General features: G+C 49.4%; 24 protein-coding genes. 13 read left to right on the top strand and 11 right to left on the bottom strand.

What is annotated here, in order from left to right; all coding sequences use genetic code 11:
• Nucleotides 1-102 precede the first annotated feature (102 nt).
• Entirely contained in the window at nucleotides 103-993 is an 891-nt protein-coding gene (locus tag IEW74_RS04600) for a YicC/YloC family endoribonuclease (RefSeq protein WP_229734237.1), read from the bottom strand.
• Nucleotides 994-1,057: 64 nt separating this feature from the next.
• Between IEW74_RS04600 and IEW74_RS04605 the strand changes: the two genes are divergently transcribed.
• The 3 genes from IEW74_RS04605 (at nucleotide 1,058) to IEW74_RS04615 (ending at nucleotide 2,445) form a co-directional block, all read left to right on the top strand.
• Nucleotides 1,058-1,810: an SDR family NAD(P)-dependent oxidoreductase gene (locus tag IEW74_RS04605; protein WP_229734238.1), complete on the top strand. Its 753-nt coding sequence runs from the start codon at nucleotides 1,058-1,060 to the stop codon at nucleotides 1,808-1,810.
• A 2-nt stretch (nucleotides 1,811-1,812) separates the two neighbouring features.
• Nucleotides 1,813-2,190: a cereblon family protein gene (locus IEW74_RS04610; protein ID WP_188662116.1), complete on the top strand. Its 378-nt coding sequence runs from the start codon at nucleotides 1,813-1,815 to the stop codon at nucleotides 2,188-2,190.
• 66 nt (nucleotides 2,191-2,256) lie between these two features.
• On the top strand, nucleotides 2,257-2,445 hold the full coding sequence (locus IEW74_RS04615; protein WP_188662118.1) for a hypothetical protein: 189 nt from the start codon (nucleotides 2,257-2,259) through the stop codon (nucleotides 2,443-2,445).
• A gap of 12 nt (nucleotides 2,446-2,457) precedes the next feature.
• Here the strand turns inward: IEW74_RS04615 and IEW74_RS04620 are convergent, their stop codons facing one another.
• The 7 genes from IEW74_RS04620 to IEW74_RS04650 all read right to left on the bottom strand — a co-directional run bounded on the left by IEW74_RS04620 (nucleotide 2,458) and on the right by IEW74_RS04650 (nucleotide 8,277).
• Entirely contained in the window at nucleotides 2,458-2,634 is a 177-nt protein-coding gene (locus tag IEW74_RS04620) for a hypothetical protein (RefSeq protein ID WP_188662120.1), read from the bottom strand.
• A gap of 69 nt (nucleotides 2,635-2,703) precedes the next feature.
• Nucleotides 2,704-3,741: an endolytic transglycosylase MltG gene (gene mltG, locus IEW74_RS04625; protein WP_188662130.1), complete on the bottom strand. Its 1,038-nt coding sequence runs from the start codon at nucleotides 3,739-3,741 to the stop codon at nucleotides 2,704-2,706.
• Between the two features lie 8 nt (nucleotides 3,742-3,749).
• A complete protein-coding gene (fabF, locus tag IEW74_RS04630) occupies nucleotides 3,750-5,009 on the bottom strand; it encodes a beta-ketoacyl-ACP synthase II (protein WP_188662132.1) in 1,260 nt (419 codons plus the stop codon).
• Nucleotides 5,010-5,123: 114 nt separating this feature from the next.
• Nucleotides 5,124-5,357 (bottom strand): acyl carrier protein, encoded by a 234-nt coding sequence (locus IEW74_RS04635; protein WP_188662133.1) that lies wholly within the window; start codon nucleotides 5,355-5,357, stop codon nucleotides 5,124-5,126.
• 167 nt (nucleotides 5,358-5,524) lie between these two features.
• Nucleotides 5,525-6,265, bottom strand: coding sequence for a 3-oxoacyl-[acyl-carrier-protein] reductase (gene fabG / locus IEW74_RS04640; RefSeq protein WP_188662135.1), 741 nt, complete (start codon nucleotides 6,263-6,265; stop codon nucleotides 5,525-5,527).
• A gap of 24 nt (nucleotides 6,266-6,289) precedes the next feature.
• Nucleotides 6,290-7,231 (bottom strand): ACP S-malonyltransferase, encoded by a 942-nt coding sequence (fabD, locus tag IEW74_RS04645; RefSeq protein ID WP_188662137.1) that lies wholly within the window; start codon nucleotides 7,229-7,231, stop codon nucleotides 6,290-6,292.
• Between the two features lie 101 nt (nucleotides 7,232-7,332).
• Nucleotides 7,333-8,277, bottom strand: coding sequence for a DMT family transporter (locus IEW74_RS04650; protein WP_188662139.1), 945 nt, complete (start codon nucleotides 8,275-8,277; stop codon nucleotides 7,333-7,335).
• A 113-nt stretch (nucleotides 8,278-8,390) separates the two neighbouring features.
• On the opposite strand from IEW74_RS04650, the gene IEW74_RS04655 reads away from it, so the two are divergent.
• Nucleotides 8,391-9,251, top strand: coding sequence for a LysR family transcriptional regulator (locus IEW74_RS04655; RefSeq protein WP_188662141.1), 861 nt, complete (start codon nucleotides 8,391-8,393; stop codon nucleotides 9,249-9,251).
• On the opposite strand, the gene IEW74_RS04660 is transcribed toward IEW74_RS04655, so the two are convergent.
• From IEW74_RS04660 to IEW74_RS04670, 3 genes are read right to left on the bottom strand one after another with little or no spacing between them, the layout of a single operon-like run.
• Complete coding sequence (locus tag IEW74_RS04660) at nucleotides 9,240-10,034, bottom strand: ABC transporter permease (protein ID WP_188662143.1); 795 nt, start codon at nucleotides 10,032-10,034, stop codon at nucleotides 9,240-9,242. The two genes, IEW74_RS04655 and IEW74_RS04660, sit on opposite strands and share 12 nt — an antisense overlap.
• Nucleotides 10,031-10,645, bottom strand: a complete 615-nt coding sequence (locus tag IEW74_RS04665) for an ABC transporter ATP-binding protein (RefSeq protein ID WP_188662146.1) — start codon at nucleotides 10,643-10,645, stop codon at nucleotides 10,031-10,033. The genes IEW74_RS04660 and IEW74_RS04665 overlap by 4 nt, the downstream gene beginning before the upstream one ends.
• 59 nt (nucleotides 10,646-10,704) lie before the next feature.
• The gene (locus IEW74_RS04670) at nucleotides 10,705-12,807 is read right to left on the bottom strand and encodes an ATP-binding protein (RefSeq protein WP_188662148.1); all 2,103 of its coding nucleotides are present in this window, start codon (nucleotides 12,805-12,807) and stop codon (nucleotides 10,705-10,707) included.
• A 290-nt stretch (nucleotides 12,808-13,097) separates the two neighbouring features.
• Between IEW74_RS04670 and rpsF the strand changes: the two genes are divergently transcribed.
• From rpsF to alr, 9 genes are all read left to right on the top strand, one after another.
• Nucleotides 13,098-13,463 (top strand): 30S ribosomal protein S6, encoded by a 366-nt coding sequence (gene rpsF / locus IEW74_RS04675; protein ID WP_188662149.1) that lies wholly within the window; start codon nucleotides 13,098-13,100, stop codon nucleotides 13,461-13,463.
• On the top strand, nucleotides 13,457-13,696 hold the full coding sequence (rpsR, locus tag IEW74_RS04680) for a 30S ribosomal protein S18 (RefSeq protein ID WP_229734246.1): 240 nt from the start codon (nucleotides 13,457-13,459) through the stop codon (nucleotides 13,694-13,696). The genes rpsF and rpsR overlap by 7 nt, the downstream gene beginning before the upstream one ends.
• Before the next feature lie 50 nt (nucleotides 13,697-13,746).
• Nucleotides 13,747-14,724 (top strand): DUF2232 domain-containing protein, encoded by a 978-nt coding sequence (locus IEW74_RS04685; RefSeq protein WP_188662152.1) that lies wholly within the window; start codon nucleotides 13,747-13,749, stop codon nucleotides 14,722-14,724.
• Nucleotides 14,724-15,308: a 50S ribosomal protein L9 gene (rplI, locus tag IEW74_RS04690; protein WP_188662154.1), complete on the top strand. Its 585-nt coding sequence runs from the start codon at nucleotides 14,724-14,726 to the stop codon at nucleotides 15,306-15,308. The genes IEW74_RS04685 and rplI overlap by 1 nt, the downstream gene beginning before the upstream one ends.
• Nucleotides 15,309-15,533: 225 nt before the next feature.
• Nucleotides 15,534-16,076, top strand: coding sequence for a sugar dehydrogenase complex small subunit (locus IEW74_RS04695; protein WP_188662156.1), 543 nt, complete (start codon nucleotides 15,534-15,536; stop codon nucleotides 16,074-16,076).
• A complete protein-coding gene (locus IEW74_RS04700; protein ID WP_188662158.1) occupies nucleotides 16,077-17,816 on the top strand; it encodes a GMC family oxidoreductase in 1,740 nt (579 codons plus the stop codon).
• 13 nt (nucleotides 17,817-17,829) lie between these two features.
• The gene (locus IEW74_RS04705) at nucleotides 17,830-19,317 is read left to right on the top strand and encodes a multicopper oxidase family protein (protein WP_188662168.1); all 1,488 of its coding nucleotides are present in this window, start codon (nucleotides 17,830-17,832) and stop codon (nucleotides 19,315-19,317) included.
• 91 nt (nucleotides 19,318-19,408) lie between these two features.
• The gene (locus IEW74_RS04710; protein WP_229734239.1) at nucleotides 19,409-21,073 is read left to right on the top strand and encodes a replicative DNA helicase; all 1,665 of its coding nucleotides are present in this window, start codon (nucleotides 19,409-19,411) and stop codon (nucleotides 21,071-21,073) included.
• An 18-nt stretch (nucleotides 21,074-21,091) separates the two neighbouring features.
• Nucleotides 21,092-22,135, top strand: coding sequence for an alanine racemase (alr, locus tag IEW74_RS04715; protein ID WP_188662169.1), 1,044 nt, complete (start codon nucleotides 21,092-21,094; stop codon nucleotides 22,133-22,135).
• The last annotated feature ends 10 nt before the right edge of the window (nucleotides 22,136-22,145 follow it).

Genomic DNA, 22,145 nt, shown 5'->3' on the forward strand with positions numbered 1-22,145 from the left:
TCGAAACATGGTGACAAACGATGAAACAGAATGAACAGGTGAAATTTAGTTAAATCATTGTTTTATATATATTTATAAAACTCCGTGACCCACCATGAACGATCACTCTATATTCTGTACCTGCTCACGGAACTGATCAATTGTTGCTTTGAAGTCCAATCCAATGCGTGTCAGGTCCACATCCTGTGCCTTGGAACAGAGGGTGTTGGCTTCGCGGTTAAATTCCTGGCAGAGGAAATCAAGTTTGCGCCCGCAAGGGCTGCCTTTGGTCAGCAGCTCACGTGCGCCTTCAATATGGGCACGCAAGCGGTCCAGTTCCTCGCGCACATCGGCTTTGGTCATCAAGATCGCCGCTTCCTGCGCAATGCGTTCTTCATCCAGATCGGGCAAATCTTCCATTACATCTTTCAACTGACGCACCAGGCGTTTACGTAAGACATCGGGTTGTGCGCCTGCACATGCTTCGGCTTTGGTGCAGAGTTGTTCAATTTCGTCAATATGACCGTACAGAACGCTTTCCATACGTCCACCTTCGCTTATACGGTTATCCAGAAGATCATCCAGTGCTTCTTCCAGACTAATCATCATTTTGCCAAAAGCAGCTTCACGGTCCGCTTCGCTTTCGCTGTCTTCAACTGTTTCAATGACCCCGCGCAATCCCATCAGACCATCAACCGAAGGCGCATTCACACCGGGAACTTTGGCTTCAACCGTTTTCATCACATCAATTAATTGGTTGAGCAAATCCTGATTGATCCGATATCCCGTTTGATCCTGATTATGCGAGATATTTAGGCTGAGCGCCACACTACCGCGTTTAAAACGTTGAGAAATCGCCTTGCGGGCCGGTAAATCCAAGACATCAAAGCCGGATGGAATGCGCAATCGCACGTCAAGCCCCTTGGAATTGACGCTTCGCACTTCCCAAGTCCAGTTATAATTGCCATATTGAGCACTGGCGCGGGCGAAACCGGTCATGGAATTGATGGGCACGAACTTAGTCTCCTTCGATTCAATATTTGACAGACCTTATACCTTTCTTGATAAGCTATTGTCTATGAAACATATTCTGATTACGGGTGCTTCCAGCGGGATTGGCGCCGCTTTGGCTCTTGAATACGCACAAGAAGGCCATCGTCTTTCCTTAAGCGGACGCAACCGCGAACGGTTAAACACAATTGCGCACTTGTGCGAGAATAAAGGCGCACATGTGCACACCGCCTTGATAGACGTCTGCGACCGCGCCGCCATGACCGACTGGTTACTCAAAACCGACACAGTACACAAAATTGATTTAATCATTGCCAATGCCGGTATTTCCAACGGGTCCGGCAATGCCGACAATTGGGAAGAAAGCACGCGCGATATTTTCGCTGTCAATCTTGCGGGAACCTTAAACACTATCTTACCACTTTTGCCGACAATGGTGGCACGTGGGACCGGGCAAATCGCCGTAATGAGTTCCCTTGCCGGGTTTCGCGGGCTTGCCAGTTCACCTGCCTATAGTGCCAGCAAAGTCTGTGTCAAAGCCTATGGTGAAGCCTTGCGCCTGCGATATGGCAAAGACGGGTTAAAGGTCAATGTCATTTGCCCCGGCTTTGTTGAAAGTGGCATCACACGCCAAAACACCTTTAAAATGCCCCTGCTGATGAGTGGGGATAAAGCGGCTCGTCTGATCCGACACGGCCTTGATAAAAACAAAGCCATTATAACATTCCCCTGGCCAATGGCCCTTGCGACTCGTCTATTTGCCAGTCTGCCACTCTGGCTGGTTGAAGGCCTCAGCACGTTTATGCCGAAAAAGGAATAACGATGCCTTTGGATGTTCAACATAAGGCCTGCCTTGAAAATCAGCTTGAAACAGAAAAAGAAAAACTGTTTTGTGCAGCCTGTGGGCATCTAATTACGTTTGGCAATTGGCGAATTGTAATGAGAGGCGACCATGAACATACGGTTTTTAATCCCGCCGGGATCATTTTCACCATCGGCTGTTTTCAGGACGCATCGGGATGCTCGACTACGGGCCATGAAAGTGCTGAATTCAGCTGGTTTCCCGATTACAAATGGCAACTTGCCCACTGTACGCAATGCCAGCGTCATTTAGGTTGGTTGTTTCGCAACCCATCGCAATTACCAGTGTATTTTTACGGTCTTATCCAAAATCGCTTATCCAAAAAAACAAGCCGCTAATACCTTATGGTAATATGAATTCCTGCTATTTCTCCTATAATGACCTATGGGGAAAAGGGGGCTGCCATGAATGACTATCACTTTGCAATCGGTGACACACTGGTCAGTTATGTGCATGAAATCTACGCGGCTTGTAAAAACCCGCAGAAAAGCGAAAAATGCCTTTGTTTTGACGACCCTTACGACCTACCCTGCCAATGCAAGCGCATGATCGCCGTTCGTGAACAAATCAAGGCCATCAACACGCACAACTGATAGAGAATGTCTCTAAAATTTAGGGCTGAGATGATAAAGCATAAACAGTGTCGGTATCCACAGACCGATCCAGCCGATAATCATGCCTGTACGGGTATAAACGCCGTTGCGATAGAAACGATAAATCATAAACGTCAATATAATCGCAGCGCCGATCAGGACGAGCATATTTCCAAGGTGCGTTTCCATAACGACAATCTCCTTTATCTGCCCATCCTATAACAGTCCTGAACAGGCTAATACCTTGACGTTTGGCAATCAGTCACGACTTCTTTCAATTTTTCGCCATTGCGCAACATTACGATTATGTTCGACCAAGGTTTTGGCAAACGCATGCCCGCCTGTACCATCCGCCACAAAATAAAGCGCATCGGTCTGACCTGGATTAAGCACGGCCTCAATAGAAGCACGCCCCGGATTACAAATTGGTCCCGGTGGTAAGCCATAATTCGTATAGGTATTATAAGGCGTGGGCGTTTTCAGATCCTTGCGCGACAAAGGCCGTCCCAAAGATTCCTGCCCCATCGTAATCCCATAGACTACCGTTGGGTCCGTTTGCAGGCGCATACGTTTTTTCAAACGATTAATGAATACGCCGGCAACCAAAGCGCGTTCCGCACGAATCCCTGTTTCTTTTTCTACAATCGAGGCTAAAATCAAGGCTTCTTCCTTGGTTTTAAACGGCAAACCTTCTTGACGGTTTTCCCACAGTTCATCCAATGTTTTTATCATCGTCTCTTGCATATGAGACAGAACGGCAGCACGTGCCATTCCGCGATGATAGCTGTACGTTTCCGGCAGGAGACTCCCTTCTGGCGGAATATGCGTCACTTGACCGTTCAGCCCGTCTTGTGCGTTTAACTGCGCGACAACCTCAACCGATGTCAAACCTTCGGCAACTGTGAACCGATGCAGAACCGTTTTGCCTTCTTCCAGAATGCGCGTCACCTGTTTTGGTGTCACACGGGCCGGAAAAAGATATTCCCCTGCTTTCAGCTGTTTATCCAGTTGGTTAAAGCGCAAGACAATCCGAAAAACCAACGCATTGTTGATCACGCCTTCTTTTTCCAGAAGTTGTGCGATAGTCGCAACTCCACTGCCTTGCGGAATAATCACAACTTTTTCCTGCGTCAACACCCAGGACCGGGTAAAGTTTTTCGCCAACCAATAGGAAAAACCGCTGCCCGCAAAGACCACAACAACGATTAAACCAACAAGAAAAGCCGAAACCTTCTTGAAGGAAGATTTCGGCTCGTTCTTTTTACTTTTTGATTGAGGCTTTTCAGCGTCGCTCATCCAGCACCTTAGTCAATAGACTTGAAAACCAAAGAAGCATTTGTGCCACCAAACCCGAAGGAGTTGGACAAGGCCACATTAACTTCGCGTTCTTTCGCCTGCAACGGCACCAGATCCATATCACACCCTTCAGACGGATTGTGCAGGTTCAAAGTCGGCGGAACAACGTTGTTCTGGATAGACAGCAACGAAAAAATCGCCTCGACCGCACCGGCAGCACCCAACAGGTGACCGATGGCAGATTTGGTCGATGACATGGACGGCTTTTTATAATGTTCGCCCAACAGACGTTTCACAGCGCCGTGTTCAATCTCATCACCCAACGGTGTGGAAGTCCCGTGTGCGTTGATATAATCAATATCTTCTACATTGATGCCTGCGCGTTTAATGGACGCTTGCATCGCACGGAAACCTCCATTACCATCCGCAGCCGGTGCCGTAATGTGATAGGCATCGCCGGACATCCCGTAACCGATTACTTCGCCGTAAATTTTCGCACCGCGTTTTTTGGCGTGTTCATATTCTTCCAACACGACAACACCGGCACCTTCACCCATGACAAAACCATCGCGGCCTTCATCCCACGGACGAGAGCCTGCTGTCGGGTCGTCGTTATAAGATGTGGACAGGGCTTTGGCTTGGGCAAAACCCGCCATACCCAGACGGCAACATGCGGCTTCGGCACCACCGGCAACCATAACATCGGCATCATCAAGGGCAATAATACGGGCCGCATCACCAATCGCGTGCGCACCTGTTGCACAGGCTGTTACAACCGCGTGGTTCGGGCCTTTAAAACCGTATTTAATAGAAACATGACCGGACACCAGATTGATCAGGCTAGCCGGAATAAAGAAAGGTGACAAACGACGCACACTGTTGGTTTCAACCGTCACTGCACCTTTGGAAATTTCAGGAAGACCACCAATCCCGGAACCGATCATCACACCCGTGCGGAACAGTTCTTCTTCGTCATCCGTTTGAATGCCGGCATCTTCAACAGCTTCGGTTGCCGCAGCCAACCCATAAACGATGAAATCGTCCATACGGCGGCGCTCTTTCTTGGATACGTAATCTTCGGAATTGAACAGACCTGCGCCTTCACCAAGGGGAACCTGTCCGGCAATTTTTGCAGGAATATCGGAAACATCGAATGATTCGATGACATTAATGCCGGATTCGGCATTCAGAAGTTTTTCCCAAGTCGGTTTCACTCCGTTTGCCAACGGAGACACCATACCCAGGCCTGTAATGACAACACGTCTCATGTCTGATCAAAATCCTTTGAGGTCGTCAGAAAATGTTAGGCGTAGAAACAAGAATGAGCGCAGACCACAAAATAAGGGCCGACGCTCACATCTCATAACACTTGGCTTAAGGAATTAAGCGTTTGCTTCGATGAAGTCGATAGCATCCTTAACAGTCAAGATTTTTTCAGCAGCATCGTCCGGAATTTCACAGCCGAATTCTTCTTCAAAAGCCATAACCAGCTCAACAGTGTCGAGGCTGTCAGCGCCCAGATCGTCGATGAAGCTAGCGTTTTCAGTAACTTTTGCTTCTTCTACGCCGAGGTGTTCAACTACGATTTTCTTTACGCGCTCTGCGACATCGCTCATCTTAATAATTCCCTTAACGGTATTGATACAAAAGGTCCGCCCCAAAGCACAAACGGGACATCCCCCTCACTTGTTTGATCTCGTTCCCAGCTTACATAGCTAGGATTGAGGTTTGGTAGCACAATTTTTCACAAGGCGAAAGCCCTAATGTGAGGGCTTTGTGCCCTTTAAATCATCGCCATGCCGCCATTGATATGCAAGGTCTGACCTGTAACGTACTGCGCTTCATTTGATGCCAGATACACAACCCCTGCTGCAATCTCTTCCGGGTTGCCCATACGGCCCGCCGGAATTTTGGTCAACATAGCGGATTTGACATCCTCAGACAGTTCGTCCGTCATCGCGGTTGCGATATAGCCCGGTGCGACACAGTTGACTGTAATTCCACGTGAACCGACTTCGTAAGCCAGTGATTTGGAATAACCGATCATACCGGCCTTGGATGCAGCGTAGTTGGTTTGACCGGGGTTGCCCGTCACACCGACAATCGACGTAATACCGATAATACGACCCCAGCGTTTTTTCATCATGCCACGCAACACAGCCTTGGACAATTTAAACGCTGCCGTCAGGTTGACATTCAAAACCGCATCCCAATCATCATCTTTAATGCGCATGGCGAGATTATCACGGGTCAGACCTGCGTTATTGACCAGAACATCCAAAGACCCCATTGCTTCTTCCGCCTGCTTGGGCAGGGCAGCCAGTGCCTCGTCATCAGACAAATTACACGGCAGAATATGAACGCGTTCATTGCCGATTTCAGCCGCCACTTTTTCCAAGGCTTCAACGCGTGTCCCGGTTAAGCCAACGGTTGCGCCCTGTGCATGCAATGCTTTTGCAATCTCTGCACCGATCCCGCCGGATGCGCCGGTGATGAGTGCACATTTACCTGTCAAATCAAACATAATATCTATCTTACCCTTTTAAGATTAAAGTGACCCAAGGAAACTTTCGATATCCGCCGGACCGTTGACGGCCACACCGGACAGGGAACGGTCAATACGTTTTGCCAAACCGGACAGAACTTTACCTGTTCCCAGTTCGACCAATTGTTCCACGCCTTGTTCTTTCATATACAGAACACCTTCGCGCCAGCGAACGGAACCACAAACCTGTTCAACCAACAACTTGCGAATTTCTTCCGGGTCGATCACTTTTTCAGCCGCCACATTGGCAACGACCGCAACACTCGGCGCATGGATCGTAACATCGGCCAACGCTTCAGCCATCGCATCCGCCGCCGGTTGCATCAATGCACAATGGAATGGGGCAGATACCGGCAACAAAACAGACCGTTTCGCGCCTTTTTCTTTTGCAATCTCAATCGCGCGTTCAATCGCCGCCTTCGCACCGGACAAAACAACCTGACCGGGGGCATTATCGTTTGCAGCCGTACAAACTTCACCTTGTGCCGCCTCGTCAGCCACAGCTTGCGCATCTTCAAGGGACAGACCAAGGCACGCCGCCATCGCCCCTTCGCCAACCGGAACAGCCGCTTGCATGGCGCGTCCGCGAACTTTCAACAAACGCGCCGTATCCGCCAATGAAAAAGCACCCATTGCTGCCAGCGCAGAATATTCGCCCAAGGAATGCCCGGCGACCATATCGCAATGATCTGCAAGTTTGATATTGCCTTCTGTTTCCAACACACGGGCGACCGCGATTGAAACGGCCATCAAAGCCGGTTGTGCGTTTTCCGTCAGGACCAGTTCATCATCCGGGCCTTCAAACATGATCCTGGAGAGGTTCTGCGACAGCGCCTCGTCCACTTCCTGGAAAACGTCACGGGCAACGGCAAAAGCATCAGCCAGTTCCTTACCCATACCAACGGCCTGAGAGCCTTGGCCGGGGAAAACAAATGCGCGGGTCATCTTTACGAACAATCCTCAGTCAATGTTAAACTTCAATTACAGTTGCACACAAATATAGATTTGTTCCATTGTGATCAAGAAAAAGGGGATTTTTTCTGTCTTTAATTATCTACACAACCTTTTTTAGGGGCCAAATTGTTGACACTCAAGGCCAACAAGATGATGAGCGCGCCGATCATTTGTAAGCCTGTCAGCGTTTCCCCCAACACCCACCACGCCAAGATCATCGTCATAATCGGCTGAGAGAGCGAGAAAAACGAAACAAAGGTCGATGATAAGACACCCATTGACTGAATATAAAGGTTCATCCCCAAGACCTGCGATACAAACGCAATTGCGATCAATACGGCCCAGCCTTCCCAACTTTGCGCAATCAAGATTTCCTGATTAAAGATTGCCAAAGGAGCCAACATCAAAATAGCCGTTGCATTCGTCCAATTCACAACCGTTTTTGAACTGCAATATCGGCGCATCCGCGTTCCACACAAAAGAAACCCGGCGTAACACACCGCAGACAACAAGGCTTCGATGCTGCCTTCCCCCATCGCAACCACCCCATTAACCGGATCCAGACCGGACATGAAAAAGGCACCGGGGGCCGCACAGACAAGACACAACAGGGCATATTTACTGGGACGTTCTTTTAAAAACACCCATGCCCCCAAGATCACAAACAACGGTGCAAAATTATTCAGAAAAATCGCAACACCCACGCTGCCTTTGATATAGGCATGGTGTAACAAGGCAACTTCGCCGCCCAAGAAAAGACCACAAGCGATTCCATAAGGGGCAAGTGTGCGCCATGAAACTTGCGATACAGTGGCGCGTTGCGTTCCAGCGGGTGAATGAAAAAAGATCATCCCCCACCCCCACATCATCGGCATAGCAAAAAACAAACGATAAAAAGCAGACGCCGTTGGCCCCACATCCGCAAAGCGCGTAATCACATTGCCAACGCTGAAACAGGCAACACCAAAGAATAAAGCAATCATCGCCAAAGCCTGCGGACTAAGCGTCGGCAAGGCTACGATTTGATTTCTACGCATCGTTTTAACCTTGAAACAAAAGGGAGTTGAATTTGACTGGACAATACCGCAAAAAACTAAAATAATAAAAACGAATTAATTTTATTAAACCCATAACAAAATCTTATTTCAAAATGTCCCTTGATCCAGAATGCCTGAAAGCCTTTGTCACCGTTGCCGATTGCGGCAGCTTCACCCGCGCGGCCCAAATCCTGAACCGGACACAAGCCGCTGTCAGTCAACAGATTAAAAAGCTGGAACTTTTACTGGATGCGCGCCTGTTTCAGCGTCATAGTCGGGCGGTTTCCCTGTCCAGTCACGGGCATTTACTTTTAGGGTATGCCAAACGCTTACTTGCCTTACAAGACGAAGCCATCCACGCCTTTCGCGAAGCCGATACAAAATGTACAGTTCGGCTGGGCACACCGGATGATTACGCCAGCAGTTTTATGCCCACCATCATCAATGCCTTTGCTCATGCCCATCCCAATGCGGAAATCGAAGTCCGGTGTGATTTAAGTATCGATCTTTTGGACTCTCTCAATCGACATGAGATTGATCTGGCCCTAATCACCAAGCAAGCCAATAACACAACCGGTGAAGATGTCCGGGTCGAACCACTCGTCTGGGTGGGGGCCGCCGGGGGCATGGCTTATATGCGCGAGACTCTTCCGCTTGCACTTTTCAGTTCATCTGATAGCAAATGCATGTTTCGTTATGGCGGTCTCGCGATCCTCAAAGAGACCGGACGCGATTATCACATTGCCTATACCAGTCGCAATACATCCGTTGTACTGGCCGCCGTGCGTGCTGACACGGCGGTCGCTATTCTCGCCCGATCATCCGTTCCGCCGGATTTAACCATTCTTGACGATCAACACGGCCTGCCCCCTTTGCCCGAAATTCGCATTGCATTGCACCGCCGCACAGGCGAACGCAATCGCATTATCGACGATTTCGGCGACCATATTGTGAAAACCTTGTCACTTGATTAGGTGCAAACGATCCAACCGCAAACGATGACGCCCATCACTGAGCCGCCAAACGGATAAAAAGATGGCTGATGTGGTTCCAATCGCTGTGCCACCTGCAATCAAAAACATGACCAAAGCTTGATATTTTGCCGCTTCCACCGGGTCAACCCCGGCCATCAGTTGCCCGGTCATCATACCGGGGATAAAAACCAGACCGGATGCCGACATGGAATTGACAATGCCGATCATCCCGGTTTGCAAAGCAGAACGGACAACCGTTTGCGTTGCCTGCCATTTGGTGTGGCCCAAGGCGAGACGGGCTTCAACCATATCGCGTTCCCGGTAAAGAACATCCATGACATGCGACAATCCCACCGCCATTCCTGTCATGGTATTGCCCAGAACCATCCCCAACAGCGGGATAACATAACGGGCCTGATACCAGGGTTCTGCCTTGATTTGCACCAATAAAGCAAACAGCGTGACAATCGCCGCCGCTATAAACAAACTGCCCGTTCCAACCCCATAGGTCCAAACCCCGCGCAAACGCCGTTTCTGTCTGGCTGTTACTTCATATCCGGCAAACCCGATCATCACAAGGGCGGCAATCAATGTCCAAAGTCCGGCTTGGGTGACGAATAAATAACGCAACACATAAGCCATAAGGGCAAGCTGCACCACCATACGCAGGGCTGCAACCAACAAGGATACGGCAACACCGGTGCGATACCATAAAGACACCGCCGCATGCATAAATAACAATAAACTACCGATTGCCAGCTCTGTATAACCGATCGTTATCATGGCTTTGCCTCTTCAACGACAAAGCCATCTTCAATACGCCAGATTTTTTGGGCAAACCTGTCCACTTGGCGTTCATCATGGCTGACAAACAAAAGACCAATGCGCTTGGCTGTCAAATAGTTCTGCAACAAAGCTTCGACTTGACGCGCACGTTTATCATCCAAGGCCGAGGTTGGTTCATCCAGCAGCAGAATACCGGCCTCATTCCTCTTATGAACTTCCAACGCCCGCAGCAGGCAAAGCCGTTGTGCCTCCCCACTGGACAAACGACTGACCGGCCAGTTCATCGTCTCGGATGAAAGATCAACACGCTCCATCATATCCCCCAACCAGTCCAAGTCTTGAAAATGCGCTTTGACCTCATCATCCCACCAAGTGGCCTTTGGGCCAACATAAGTGACCTGTTGCCGCCATGTCGGGGCAGCTATGACATCACGATCTTGATCTTTTAATGAAAGTATTCCTTCATTTTCCAATAAATCAGCCAGCCCTTTTAAAAAGACAGACTTCCCCGCCCCCGAGGGCGCACACAAGGCGATACATTCCCCAAAGGCAAGGCAAAGTCGGGATGCCTTAATATTTAAAACGTCAAGCTTTTCAATTTTCAGCAACAGGCATTACCTTTATAATCACCTAAGAAACATTGCCCCTGCAGCGCATATCTTGCGGGTCAGCCTGCGGGCACACGATCCAAAAAATGATATATTTTCGTCAATAAATCAGCCAGATCAAATGGCTTTGTCACATACTCATCAAATCCAGCCTCTTGCCCAGCTTGCACATCGTTGGGCATAGCCGATGCACTGACCGCAATCACCGGAATGTCTTTGGTTTGCGGGTTTGCGCGCAGTTGCTTCAGGGCTTCAAACCCTGTCATCCCCGGCATACAAATATCCATCAAAATCAAATCCGGGCGCTGTTCCTGCGCAATTTTAACGCCTTTTGCCCCATCCATACTCACAAGGAACTCGCAACCTTCCACCTCTTGAATCACCGCAGTCATCAATTTAATATTTTCGCGATTGTCTTCGACATATAAAATTTTGCGATGTAAAGGCCTAACACCTGACTGCGCAACGTCTTCTACGACAGTATCCGGAAGACAGATATTGCCAGTGTTATCGATTTGATCACACAACGGAACCTCTACCCAAAACGCAGAGCCTTCATCCTTGCGACTTTCAAAACCGATACGTCCGCCGAGACTTTCAATGATACGCTTTGCGATTGTCAAACCAATCCCGGTTCCTTCAACCTGCCCGCCATCATGGCCCAAACGTTCAAATGGCTGAAATAACTTATCCTGTAATTCCTCGCTGATACCGACCCCCGTATCGGCAACAATAATTTTCAAACGGTCCTCTTGAAGCTCCGTCCATATGCGGACTTCGCCCCCTATTTTATTGTATTTTATGCCATTGGAGAGCAAATTCACCAAAACCTGACACAATCGCGTTTGGTCGGTTCTTAAATAAGGCAATGTCTCGGCTTGCGTCATATTGACAATCATCACCTTTTCATCACGCGCACGCGCTGAAACAAAAGAAAGACTTTCCGCAAGCACCTCTTCGGCCGCCACACAGTCCAGATCGATTTGCATCTCGCCGGCTTCGATTTTATTCAATTCCAGCAACTGATCAATTAACGCCAGAAGAAACTTGCCGCCTATAATAATCTGATCAACAGATTTTTTTTGTTTTTCCGCCAACGGAAAACGCCGCGATTGATTAAGCAACTGCGCAAAACCAAGGATCGCATTCAAAGGTGTTCTCAGTTCGTGGCTCATGGAAGACAAAAATTCAGTCTTTGCGGCACTGGCCCGCTCCGCAGCTTCGCGGGCTTCTTTCAAGGTGGCTGTACGTTCGCGAACTTTTTGTTCCAGTTCGTTATTTGCCTCAATAACCTTGCGTTCGCTTTCTTCGCGTTTTTCAATATTGGCTTTCAGTAAATCCAGCATGGCATTAAACCGCCGTGCCAAGACGCTAAATTCATCATTGCCGCCAACGGGTAATCGTTCCTCAAGGTTTTCCGGTGAAATGCGAGCCGTCAAATCACTTAACTGTTTGAGGGGCGTTGTCATTCGCAGGGCAATAATCACTGCGATCACACAGGCCAGAACAAAGGAAAAAACCACAAAAAGAAGTGTTATTTGTTCGGCATAGATTAATTCTTTTTCAAACGCCTCCCCTTCGCGCTTGGCCTCATTCAGTGCGTCTTTATGCAATTCAAAAGCCTTGGACTGAATAATCTGGGACACTGGTTCCACATTTTTTTCAAAACGTTCATAAAGTGTCGCCGGCGTTGCCACCTTATCATTATATAATTCCATAAGCTCATTGGTTGCTTTGACGAATTTTTCCATGAGAACCAACAAGCCCCTCACTTCTGCCAATTCTTCCTTTTCAAGATTTAGGGCATCGAAATCCTGATCTTTATGATTTTCAGCAAGGTCCATTTCCACAATGGCCTGCCATTCAGCCCCTATACGTTGCAAATATTCAATATTGCGCTCAACATTTTCACGGGCGCGAGAGAGTTCCGCCGCTTTCGGGTCAATCAACAATTCCAACATCATTTCACGCAAATTCGATTTTACTCGCTGAATTGCGTAGTTGAAATTGGACGAGAACTCGATCTCCTTCACATTCACATGAACCATCTTGTCGATATGGTCACGACTTCCCTGACTGGTCACAACCATCACAAGAAATGGAAAGCCCAGAATGCCGACAAGACATATAAAACTGATAATCAATTTATTGCGAAGTTTCATATTCAATACTCGGTATTCTTACGCAACGATGTTCTTTATATTCTTTTGATGAAGAGTATAACCATGTATATCCACAATTGAAAACAAAAGGGGATACCCGCCTCGAAATTTTTGCCTTCATTTCAAGGTCACTATGTGATTCATTTCCCTTGCATTCCCTACATTATTCTGTATATTCCCGCCTTTCAAACTGCCTCCTTGCCGGAACCGGTCGGTTCTGGCTATGCCTGCAAGAAATGCTCATGGGGAGTATTTTCAAGGGCTGAGACAATCCATAGGGAGTTATATCTATGGCGTTTTATGAAAGCGTGTTTATTGCACGTCAAGACGCTTCGGCTGCCCAAGTTGAGGGTTTGCAAGACTCTTTAGCGTCCGTTATCGAAGAAAACGGCGGTAAGGTCACGAAGCGCGAATATTGGGGCCTGCGCAACATTGCGTATCGCATGAAGAAAAACCGCAAAGGCCACTACGTTCTGTTCAACCTCGATGCTCCGTCTGCTGCTATTGACGAATTTGACCGTCAGCTGCGTCTCAATGAAGACGTTCTGCGTCACCTCGTTATTCGCGTTGAAGAACTCGAAGAAGAACCGTCTGTCATGATGCAAAAAGGTCGTGAAGAGCGTCCGCGTCGCGGCAAAAAAGAGGGAGAATCCTAATGGCTGGTCGTCGTCCTTTCTTCCGTCGTCGGAAATCTTGCCCGTTCACAGGCGAAGGTGCACCGAAAATCGACTATAAAGATGTAAAGCTGCTTTCACGTTATACATCCGAACGCGGGAAAATCGTTCCGAGCCGTATCACGGCCGTTTCTGCAAAGAAACAACGTGAGCTGTCTCGCGCCATCAAACGTGCCCGCTTCCTGGGCCTGATGCCGTACGTCAGCAGCAACTAAGTTATTTAACTTGGTTTTTGCAAGGTTTCTACCTTGCATAAAAGGAGCGCATGGAAATGCAACTCGGTGAAGACAAAAAACTCCCTTTCAATATGAAGGTCGTTTTCTTCGCTGTGGGCGCAGGCGCACTGAGCGCGATACTGGCGTTATCGCTGGTAACGGGTTCCGGCCTGGCTCTTATGCTTGCATATCTGGCGCCTTTCCCACTGTTTTTGGTGGGATTGGGAAACGGAGGCAAACCTGCCGCCATTGCCGCCTTCACTGGCATCGTATTTGCCACATTGCTGGGGGGTCCCTTATCGGGATCAATTTTTGCAGTGATGAATACGCTTCCATGTTGGCTTGCGATCAGGTTGGCTTTAACGTCCCGCACCCAAGATGGTCGTGAAGAATGGTTCCCGTTGGGCAACATTCTTGTGACTTTTGCGGGTTACGGCAGCGCGCTGTTTGTTATGGCTTTGATCTTTTTGATCACACCGACAGACAGTATTGCACAATTGGTCAAAGACTTTTTGTCCACGCTGATTGGTACAATCGCCCCTTCGCTTTCAGCGGAGCATAAAGAAGGTTTCGTCGATCAGATGAGCCACTTCTTTCCGGCGATGGTCCTTGTTTCGTGGATGTTGATGACCACTATAAACGCCGTCTTGGCACAAGGTGTTTTGACCAAATCGGGCAAAGCGCTTCGTCCTTCCCCAAAATATGGGGAATTGACATTGCCGGACCTCGCATCCTGGGCGTTTGTGGCTTGTGCAACCGTTACTGTTGTGGCCAGCGGCGACATTGAATATGTCGCACGTAACCTGACAGTGGTAATGGCATTGCCGTTTCTGGCTTTGGGCCTGACTGTGGTTCACAAGCTGGTGCGCATGACCCGTTTTTCCGGTGCTTTATTGGCCGCCTTTTATTTGCTGTTGCTCTTATCCATATGGGTGGCGTTGCCAGTCATTGGATTGGGATTGATTGAACAATGGATCGGTTTGCGAAAAAGAATTCCTTCGCAGCCCCCATTTCAGGAGAATGACTAATGCAAGTTATCCTGCTTGAACGCGTAGAAAAATTGGGCCAGATGGGTGACCTCGTCACTGTTAAGCCCGGTTACGCTCGCAACTATCTGCTGCCGCAGAAAAAAGCGATGCGCGCTTCTGACGAAAACGTAAAATTCTTCGAAGCGCAAAAAGTACAATTGGAAGCCGCGAACCTGAAAGCCAAAGAAGAAGCAGAAGCTGTTGCTTCTAAACTCGACGGCATCAAGGTTGCAGTTATCCGCCAAGCCGGCGATATGGGCCAGCTTTACGGTTCAGTGTCCACGCGTGACATTGCAACGGCCGTAAGCGCTGCTGGTTTCACCATCTCTCGTCAGCAAGTGACCCTTGATCGTGCACTGAAAACAATCGGCCTGCACGATGTTAGCGTCAGACTTCACCCGGAAGTGGTTGTAACAGTTGTTGCAAACATCGCCCGTACAGAAGAAGAAGCCGCCATTCAGGCCGAAACAGGTTCTGTAAAAGTAGCTTCTGACGAAGACGAAGCAGAAGTCGAAGAAGTTGTCGAAGAAACTGCGGAAGACGCAGTAGAAGAGGCAGCGGCTGAAGAAGAAGTATCCGAGTAAGTTCGAATACTCTTTTCAAGGCTTTAAAAAAGCGCGTCCCTGATTTTATGGGGCGCGTTTTTTATTGGCTAGATACACATCCAAAAGTTTTATGCATTTATTTAGTGTAAATAGAGCTAACATAATAAATATATGATATTATTTTACTTGCCTTCCTTATTTTAATCTCCCCATAATAACCTAAAGTAATCAATAAAAGACAAAACTCAGGGAGGGATATTGCCAATGGCCTTGATCAGCCGTTCATTCACCGATTTATCACGTCGCCGTTTTATTCAGGGGATTGCAGGAACATCTGCCGTCATCCTGACAACCAGCTTTTCCGGTAGTGCTCGCGCATCGGACATGATGCCTTTTTTAAAAGCATCCTCCCTTTTATGCGGGATCGAACTGGATCGTTCCTACATTCAATTAGGTGAACGTATATATCGTGCCCTCACACAAGGAGCGACCCCACAGGACATCAAGAACTGGCAGCGTCTTATTGACGTGCTTGCCAAACTCCCCGCCAAAACAACAGAAAAACATCTTCACCAAAAATTGAAATCAATGGGGCCGCGTTATCTTGAAAAGGCGCGCCTGCTCGCCCGTGTTTGGTACACCGGACGCATTGAACGCAAATCCGGGGCATCGGCCGGTACATTCGAGGTCATCACCTATGACGAGGCCCTTGTCTGGCAGGCCTGCACCTTCACCAAACCCCCTGTTACATGCGGTGGGCATTTTGGATATTGGCAACATCCCTATAGCGGGACGGGGAACATATAAATGAACGATACAATGATCAAAACGGATATCGAGGCCGATATCATCATCATCGGGGCCGGCCTGTTTGGTGGTTTGATGGCTTATGAACTGGCAAAAAAAGCAGACATACACAACAAAGACCTGAAGATTGCCATGATCGATTCAGGTCCGGTTGTTGATCGGGTTGAAGCCGTTCAGCGTTTTAAGAAAAGCCCGGTTAAAAGTGGAAACTCCCCCTACCCCAAAGAACCCTGGGCCCCCATTCCATCGGAAGAAGACCCAACTGATTATTATGTTCAGGATGGAAAAGGCGAGACCGATCCGCTGAAACGTGTGGCCTTTGGCGCACTTTATTTACGTAATGTCGGCGGAACATCCTGGCATTTTACCGGTCATGCCGAACGCATGTATCCGCAGGATTTCAAACTGAAAACAGCATATGGACGCGGCGAAGACTGGCCGATTTCCTATGAAACGCTTGAACCCTATTACGCCCGTGTCGAACAGGCATGGGGGGTATCGGGCAATAACACAGTGGTTGCACCAAACCCGCATCCCTACCCCCTGCCCTATACGCCCTTAACCTATCTGGATCAGCAGGTCGATGTCGCCGCGCATAAGCTTGGTGATTCCGTCGGCCCCATGCCCCACTGTCGCAACGCCGTTCCCTATGACGGTCGCCCACAATGTTGCGGTAATGCCAGCTGTCGCTTCATCTGTCCCATCGGGGCAAAATACGATGGCAGTGTTCATGTGGAAAAAGCGCAAAACCTCGGGGCTGAACTTTATACCAATCATGTGGTGCGTCATATCGAAGTCGGTGCAGATCAACAGATTGATCATATCCGTTTTAGAAATTATGAAGATCCCAATAATCCGGTGGACGGTATTGCCAAAGCCAAGCTGTTTATCCTTGCGGCCCACGGCATTGAAAGCCCCCGCCTGCTGTTAATGTCCAAAAATGAACATGCCCCGCATGGGGTCGCCAATTCCAGCGATCAGGTCGGACGTAATTTAATGAGCATGGTCGGCATTAACGCCGGTGGCTATGCCCCAATGCCGGTTTATCCCTATCGCGGCCCGGTCAATGCGACAGGGGCTTTCTGGCAATTGCGCAACGGGGAATTTCGCAAAGATTTTGCCAGTATCGCCACCATCATCATCAATGGTGGGTTTGACCCGACCAACGGCCCCCTTAACGAAGCAGACCGCGCCATTAAAGAAGGTCGCTTCGGAACTGCGTTGCGCAATCAGGTCTTTAACACAACGGCAACCCAAGTCTATTTCGACAATTCCGTCGAAGTTCTGCCCGACCCTGAAAACCGCATGACACTGGCATGGGATCAATTGGATGATACCGGGTTACCGCGTCCCAAAATCAGCTATAAAATCGACGAATATTCGGTCGAAGGCGTTTACATTTCATGGAAACGGGCATGGGATATGCTGTGGGCGTTGGGGGCCAAAACCGATATGTATGGCGATCCCCTGACCAAACCCACCCGCAAAGCCTTTGATGCTTATGTTGCCAAACACGGCATTGCCAGCGGTGCGGCCATGATTGCCGGAACCACACGGATGGGGAATGATCCAAAATCATCGGTGGTTGATCCCTATTGCCGCAGCCACGATCACAACAACCTGTTTATCGTCGGGACCGGCACGTACGTCACCAGCGGGTCCGTTTCCCCCAGCCTGACGGCTGCGGCCATCAGTGTACGCAGCGCCGATCATATTTTTGAAACATTCCAGCACGCATAAGGGGCACAGTACCATGAACGATAAACATACTTCATTGCTGAACATGCCGCGTCGCCGTTTCTTGCAAGGGATCGGTGGCGTTGGTGCAACTGCCATGGGGCTGGGGGCATGTACAGCCACCCCCGGATGGATTTATACGGGTGAACCCTTGCACCAGCCCGAAGTCGAACAATCCAGAGACGGAGAACTCAATACCAAAGTCATCGCCCGGATGGGAAACTTCAAGCTGGCGGGTAAAGAGGTTTTCTTACGCTGCTATAACAACAAACCATTGGGCAATACACTGGATGTGCGCGCAGGCGATACGTTAAAGCTGACGCTGCGCAACGACCTGCCTTTCAGTCCCTATGACGGCCTATGCCTGACCAAACCCGACCCCAGTATCGACAACACACCACGCGGTTTTAACGTCACCAATATGCATTTGCATGGATTGCATGTCTCCCCAAAAAAACCTGCCGACGATATCTTTATCACCCTGCAATCGGGGGAACATTTCGATTACGAATACCATATTCCCAAGACCCATCCGCCGGGCACCTATTTCTATCATGCCCATGTTCATGGTTCGACCGCCATGCAGGTCGCCAGCGGTATGGCAGGTTGCCTGATTGTACGTGGTGAACTGGACGATATCCCGGAAATCAAGGCCGCAGAAGAAAAAGTCATTTTCATCCAGACCCAGCGCTTTGACAAAGACGGCAAATGTGAAAGTTTCAGCATCTTAAACAACGAAGACAAGGCCTATATCAACGGGCAATATCAGCCTGTTATCCGCATTAAAAAAGGCCAAGTACAACGCTGGCGTCTGGTCAATGCCAGCCATATGGTGCCGTTTGACCTGTCTATCCAGACTTATCGCTACACCACAACAATGCCGATGACATTGCTGTGTCGTGATGGCAACCCACTGCCCGCGACCAAAGAAATCGAAAGCCTTTATATGGTTGCGGGTAATCGGGCCGATGTGTTGGTCAAAGGGTTCGATCCCGGCACCTATTTTCTGGTGGGTGGCCCCGACTATGGCACACTGGCAACTGTAATTGTCGAAGACGAAGCCGTTCCTGATATGTCGCTATACGCTGGCCCCCTGCCTACTGCGCCGGAACTGGCCCCGATCCCGGAAAGTGAAGTTACTTTCGGGCGCCGTCTTGATTTTGATTTCGTCTATGGTGAACATCCCAAATTCACCATCAATAACCAGCCCTTTTCCTGTGACGATACATGGAAAGTTCCCCTGAATGCGGTGGAGGAATGGGACGTTTACAACCATACAGCCTACCCCCACCCCTTCCATATCCATGTTAATCCGTTTCAAGTTGTTTCCGGCGGCGGCATTGATCCGGGCACATGGCTGGATACGATGGAATTCCCGCCTTTTCAACGCATCAAGTTCAGAACCCGTTTTCTGGATTTCACCGGTAAGTATGTTTTCCATTGTCACAACCTGATGCATGAAGATATGGGTATGATGCAAGGCGTTGAGGTTATAGAAAGCTGAAAAACGGTTTTCCCAAAAAATCGTCGTCGGAAATGCCAAACTCATGTAACAAATATATTCATTCTGTGAACAAGCATGTTATAACGTGACCATGACACATTCCGACGACGATATTCCTTTTGGCGGGGCTGACGAGCCACCGCTGGCCGATCCCGACGACTATGCCGCCGGTCCAGATGAAATGGGCCCGCAGGATACGCCCGTTGACACCCCGGATATAGACCGTGATATCCAGTTGGCGGAGGCTGAAATCCAGCCCCCTGCCACCCAGACGGAATGGCTGCCTGCGCGCAAGAAAAATGTGCTGGAAATCGAAGGTTTCCGCACACCGCCTTGTAACTTCGAAGCCGAAAAAGCCTTGCTGGGCGCCTTGATGGCGAACAACAAGGCTTATGATAAAATCTCGGAATTTTTACGCCCGGAACATTTCGCCGACCCCATCCATACCAAGGTCTTTGCCGCCTGTATCGCATTGATGGAACGCGGACAGATTGCCGACCCGATCACACTCAGCAATTTCTTTGATCGTGATCAGCAACTCAGTGAAATCGGCGGGAACGAATATCTGGTGGAACTGGCGGCCTCTGCCGTGACCATCATCAACGCGGCGGAATATGGTCGTATTATTTACGATCTTTATATCAAGCGCGAATTGATCCATCTGGGGACAGAAATGGTCAATAAAGCCCATAGCGGTGATGTCACCACAAACGCCGTTGACCAGATCCAGACCGCTGAACAGGCCTTGTTCAACCTTGCCTCTATGGGGGAGGTTGAAGGCGGGTTTAAAAGTTTCCGCGATTCTCTGTTTGAAGCCATCCAGCAAGCCCAAATCGCCCACCAGCGCGGTGGTGGCCTGGCGGGTGTCACCACAGGTCTACGTGACCTTGATAAAGCCCTTGGCGGTCTGCACAAATCCGATCTGTTGATCCTTGCGGGTCGTCCCTCTATGGGGAAAACCGCGCTTGTCACCTGTATCGCCTATAATGCGGCCTATGCCTATAAACGGTCCCAAGGCAAAGAAGGCGGTGTTGTCGGTTTTTATTCCCTTGAGATGTCGGCAGAACAGTTGGCAGGTCGTATCCTGTCACAGGCTTGCGCGGTCAATTCCAGCGCCATGCGTAAAGGCGAAATGTCGAACGAAGAATTTGAACGCACCGTTGCTGCCTCGCAAGAATTGATGGATACGCCGCTTTATATTGATGACACACCGGGCTTGACCGTCAGTGCACTGCGCACACGTGCGCGCCGCCTTAAACGCCAGCATGGTCTGGATTGTATTATCGTTGACTATTTGCAGCTTGTCTCCGGTAGCCCGGAAACGAAAAACAACCGTGTGAACGAAATCTCGGAAATCACACGGGGGCTGAAAATGCTCGCCAAAGAACTGGAAGTACCCGTCATTGCGCTGTCCCAACTCTCGCGTGCAGTGGAACAACGCGAAGACAAACGCCCGCAACTGTCCGACTTGCGTGAATCTGGCTCGATCGAGCAAGATGCCGATGTGGTGATGTTCATCTATCGGGAATTTTATTATCTGGATCGAAGCGAACCCGTAAAACGCGAAAGCGAAGGCGACGACAAGTTTGCCGAACGTCACCAGATGTGGGAACAACGCAAGGAAGAGATGGAAAACCGGTCTGAAGTTGTCATCGCAAAACAACGTCACGGCCCGCTGGCCAATATTCCACTTTACTTCAAAGGCGAATTTACCCAATTCGGGGATCTGGACGAAGAACATATCCCCGACTATTAACCCAAAGACGAGGCTTTGATGTTTGAAACCGCAGGCGGACTGCTGAGCATTGATCTCAGCATCATTCAAGCCAACTATCGCCGCTTGTGCGACGAATTAAACGGCAAGGATTGTTCCGTTGTGGTCAAGGCCGATGCCTACGGTCTGGGCCTTGAGCCGGTTTCAAAAACCTTGTGGGAGGCGGGTGCACGTACCTTTTTTGTTGCCCTGCCCGACGAAGGTGTCGCATTGCGCCATATTTTGCCGGACGCCGATATCCATATTCTTGGCGGTCTGTTTAAAGGCAGTGCAGATGTTTACACAACGCACAACCTTGTCCCGGTTTTAAACAGCCTTGAACAAATTCAGGACTGGCAAAACCGTGCCCGCGCCGACATTCAGGTCGATACCGGTATGACACGGCTGGGAATCGCCCCAAAAGACATCGGGCAAATCCCATCCGGTTTAGATATAGATGTGTTGATGAGCCATTTCGCCTGTGCCGATGAACGGGACCATCCGTTAAGTATTCAACAAATCGAAACATTTGCGCAGGCTGTTCAACAGATTGAACATAAACGGGCCAGCCTGTGTAATTCCGCCGGTATTTTCCTTGGGGAACAGGCCCATTTCGATCTTGGGCGACCGGGATGTTCCCTTTATGGGATCAACCCGACACCCCATACCACTAACCCAATGCAAAATCCTGTACACTTACAAGGCAAGGTCATACAGGTGCATGAGATTGACACTCAACAAAGCGTTGGATATGGTGCCACTTACAAGTTGCATGCGGGACAAAAACTGGCAACAATCGCCGTGGGTTATGCCGATGGCTACTTGCGCAGCCTCAGTTCCAAGGCCACGGTTTATGTGGGGGATCAAGCTGCACGGGTTATCGGTCGGGTATCGATGGATGCCATTGGCATTGATGTCAGTGGGATGAAATGCGAAGAAGGCCAGTACGTCGATGTCATCGGCCCTCATAATACGCCGGATGATTTGGCACACTGGGCGGGGACAATCGGCTATGAAATTTTGACATCGCTGGGTCGTCGTTACAAGCGGGTCTACAAGGGATAGGGACACAATA

It is taken from the genome of Terasakiella brassicae (assembly GCF_014641495.1).
Classification (GTDB): Bacteria; Pseudomonadota; Alphaproteobacteria; order Rhodospirillales; family Terasakiellaceae; genus Terasakiella; species Terasakiella brassicae.

Bases quoted from the DNA above. Each gene is read 5' to 3' on its own strand.
- fabD (WP_188662137.1), bottom strand. From the start codon at position 7,231: ATGACCCGCGCATTTGTTTTCCCCGGCCAAGGCTCTCAGGCCGTTGGT.
- IEW74_RS04620 (WP_188662120.1), bottom strand. From the start codon at position 2,634: ATGGAAACGCACCTTGGAAATATGCTCGTCCTGATCGGCGCTGCGATT.
- IEW74_RS04710 (WP_229734239.1), top strand. From the start codon at position 19,409: ATGACACATTCCGACGACGATATTCCTTTTGGCGGGGCTGACGAGCCA.
- rplI (WP_188662154.1), top strand. From the start codon at position 14,724: ATGCAAGTTATCCTGCTTGAACGCGTAGAAAAATTGGGCCAGATGGGT.
- IEW74_RS04670 (WP_188662148.1), bottom strand. From the start codon at position 12,807: ATGAAACTTCGCAATAAATTGATTATCAGTTTTATATGTCTTGTCGGC.
- alr (WP_188662169.1), top strand. From the start codon at position 21,092: ATGTTTGAAACCGCAGGCGGACTGCTGAGCATTGATCTCAGCATCATT.
- IEW74_RS04700 (WP_188662158.1), top strand. From the start codon at position 16,077: ATGAACGATACAATGATCAAAACGGATATCGAGGCCGATATCATCATC.
- IEW74_RS04605 (WP_229734238.1), top strand. From the start codon at position 1,058: ATGAAACATATTCTGATTACGGGTGCTTCCAGCGGGATTGGCGCCGCT.
- IEW74_RS04615 (WP_188662118.1), top strand. From the start codon at position 2,257: ATGAATGACTATCACTTTGCAATCGGTGACACACTGGTCAGTTATGTG.
- IEW74_RS04635 (WP_188662133.1), bottom strand. From the start codon at position 5,357: ATGAGCGATGTCGCAGAGCGCGTAAAGAAAATCGTAGTTGAACACCTC.
- fabG (WP_188662135.1), bottom strand. From the start codon at position 6,265: ATGTTTGATTTGACAGGTAAATGTGCACTCATCACCGGCGCATCCGGC.
- IEW74_RS04695 (WP_188662156.1), top strand. From the start codon at position 15,534: ATGGCCTTGATCAGCCGTTCATTCACCGATTTATCACGTCGCCGTTTT.
- IEW74_RS04705 (WP_188662168.1), top strand. From the start codon at position 17,830: ATGAACGATAAACATACTTCATTGCTGAACATGCCGCGTCGCCGTTTC.
- mltG (WP_188662130.1), bottom strand. From the start codon at position 3,741: ATGAGCGACGCTGAAAAGCCTCAATCAAAAAGTAAAAAGAACGAGCCG.
- fabF (WP_188662132.1), bottom strand. From the start codon at position 5,009: ATGAGACGTGTTGTCATTACAGGCCTGGGTATGGTGTCTCCGTTGGCA.
- IEW74_RS04610 (WP_188662116.1), top strand. From the start codon at position 1,813: ATGCCTTTGGATGTTCAACATAAGGCCTGCCTTGAAAATCAGCTTGAA.
- IEW74_RS04685 (WP_188662152.1), top strand. From the start codon at position 13,747: ATGGAAATGCAACTCGGTGAAGACAAAAAACTCCCTTTCAATATGAAG.
- rpsF (WP_188662149.1), top strand. From the start codon at position 13,098: ATGGCGTTTTATGAAAGCGTGTTTATTGCACGTCAAGACGCTTCGGCT.
- IEW74_RS04660 (WP_188662143.1), bottom strand. From the start codon at position 10,034: ATGATAACGATCGGTTATACAGAGCTGGCAATCGGTAGTTTATTGTTA.
- IEW74_RS04655 (WP_188662141.1), top strand. From the start codon at position 8,391: ATGTCCCTTGATCCAGAATGCCTGAAAGCCTTTGTCACCGTTGCCGAT.
- IEW74_RS04650 (WP_188662139.1), bottom strand. From the start codon at position 8,277: ATGCGTAGAAATCAAATCGTAGCCTTGCCGACGCTTAGTCCGCAGGCT.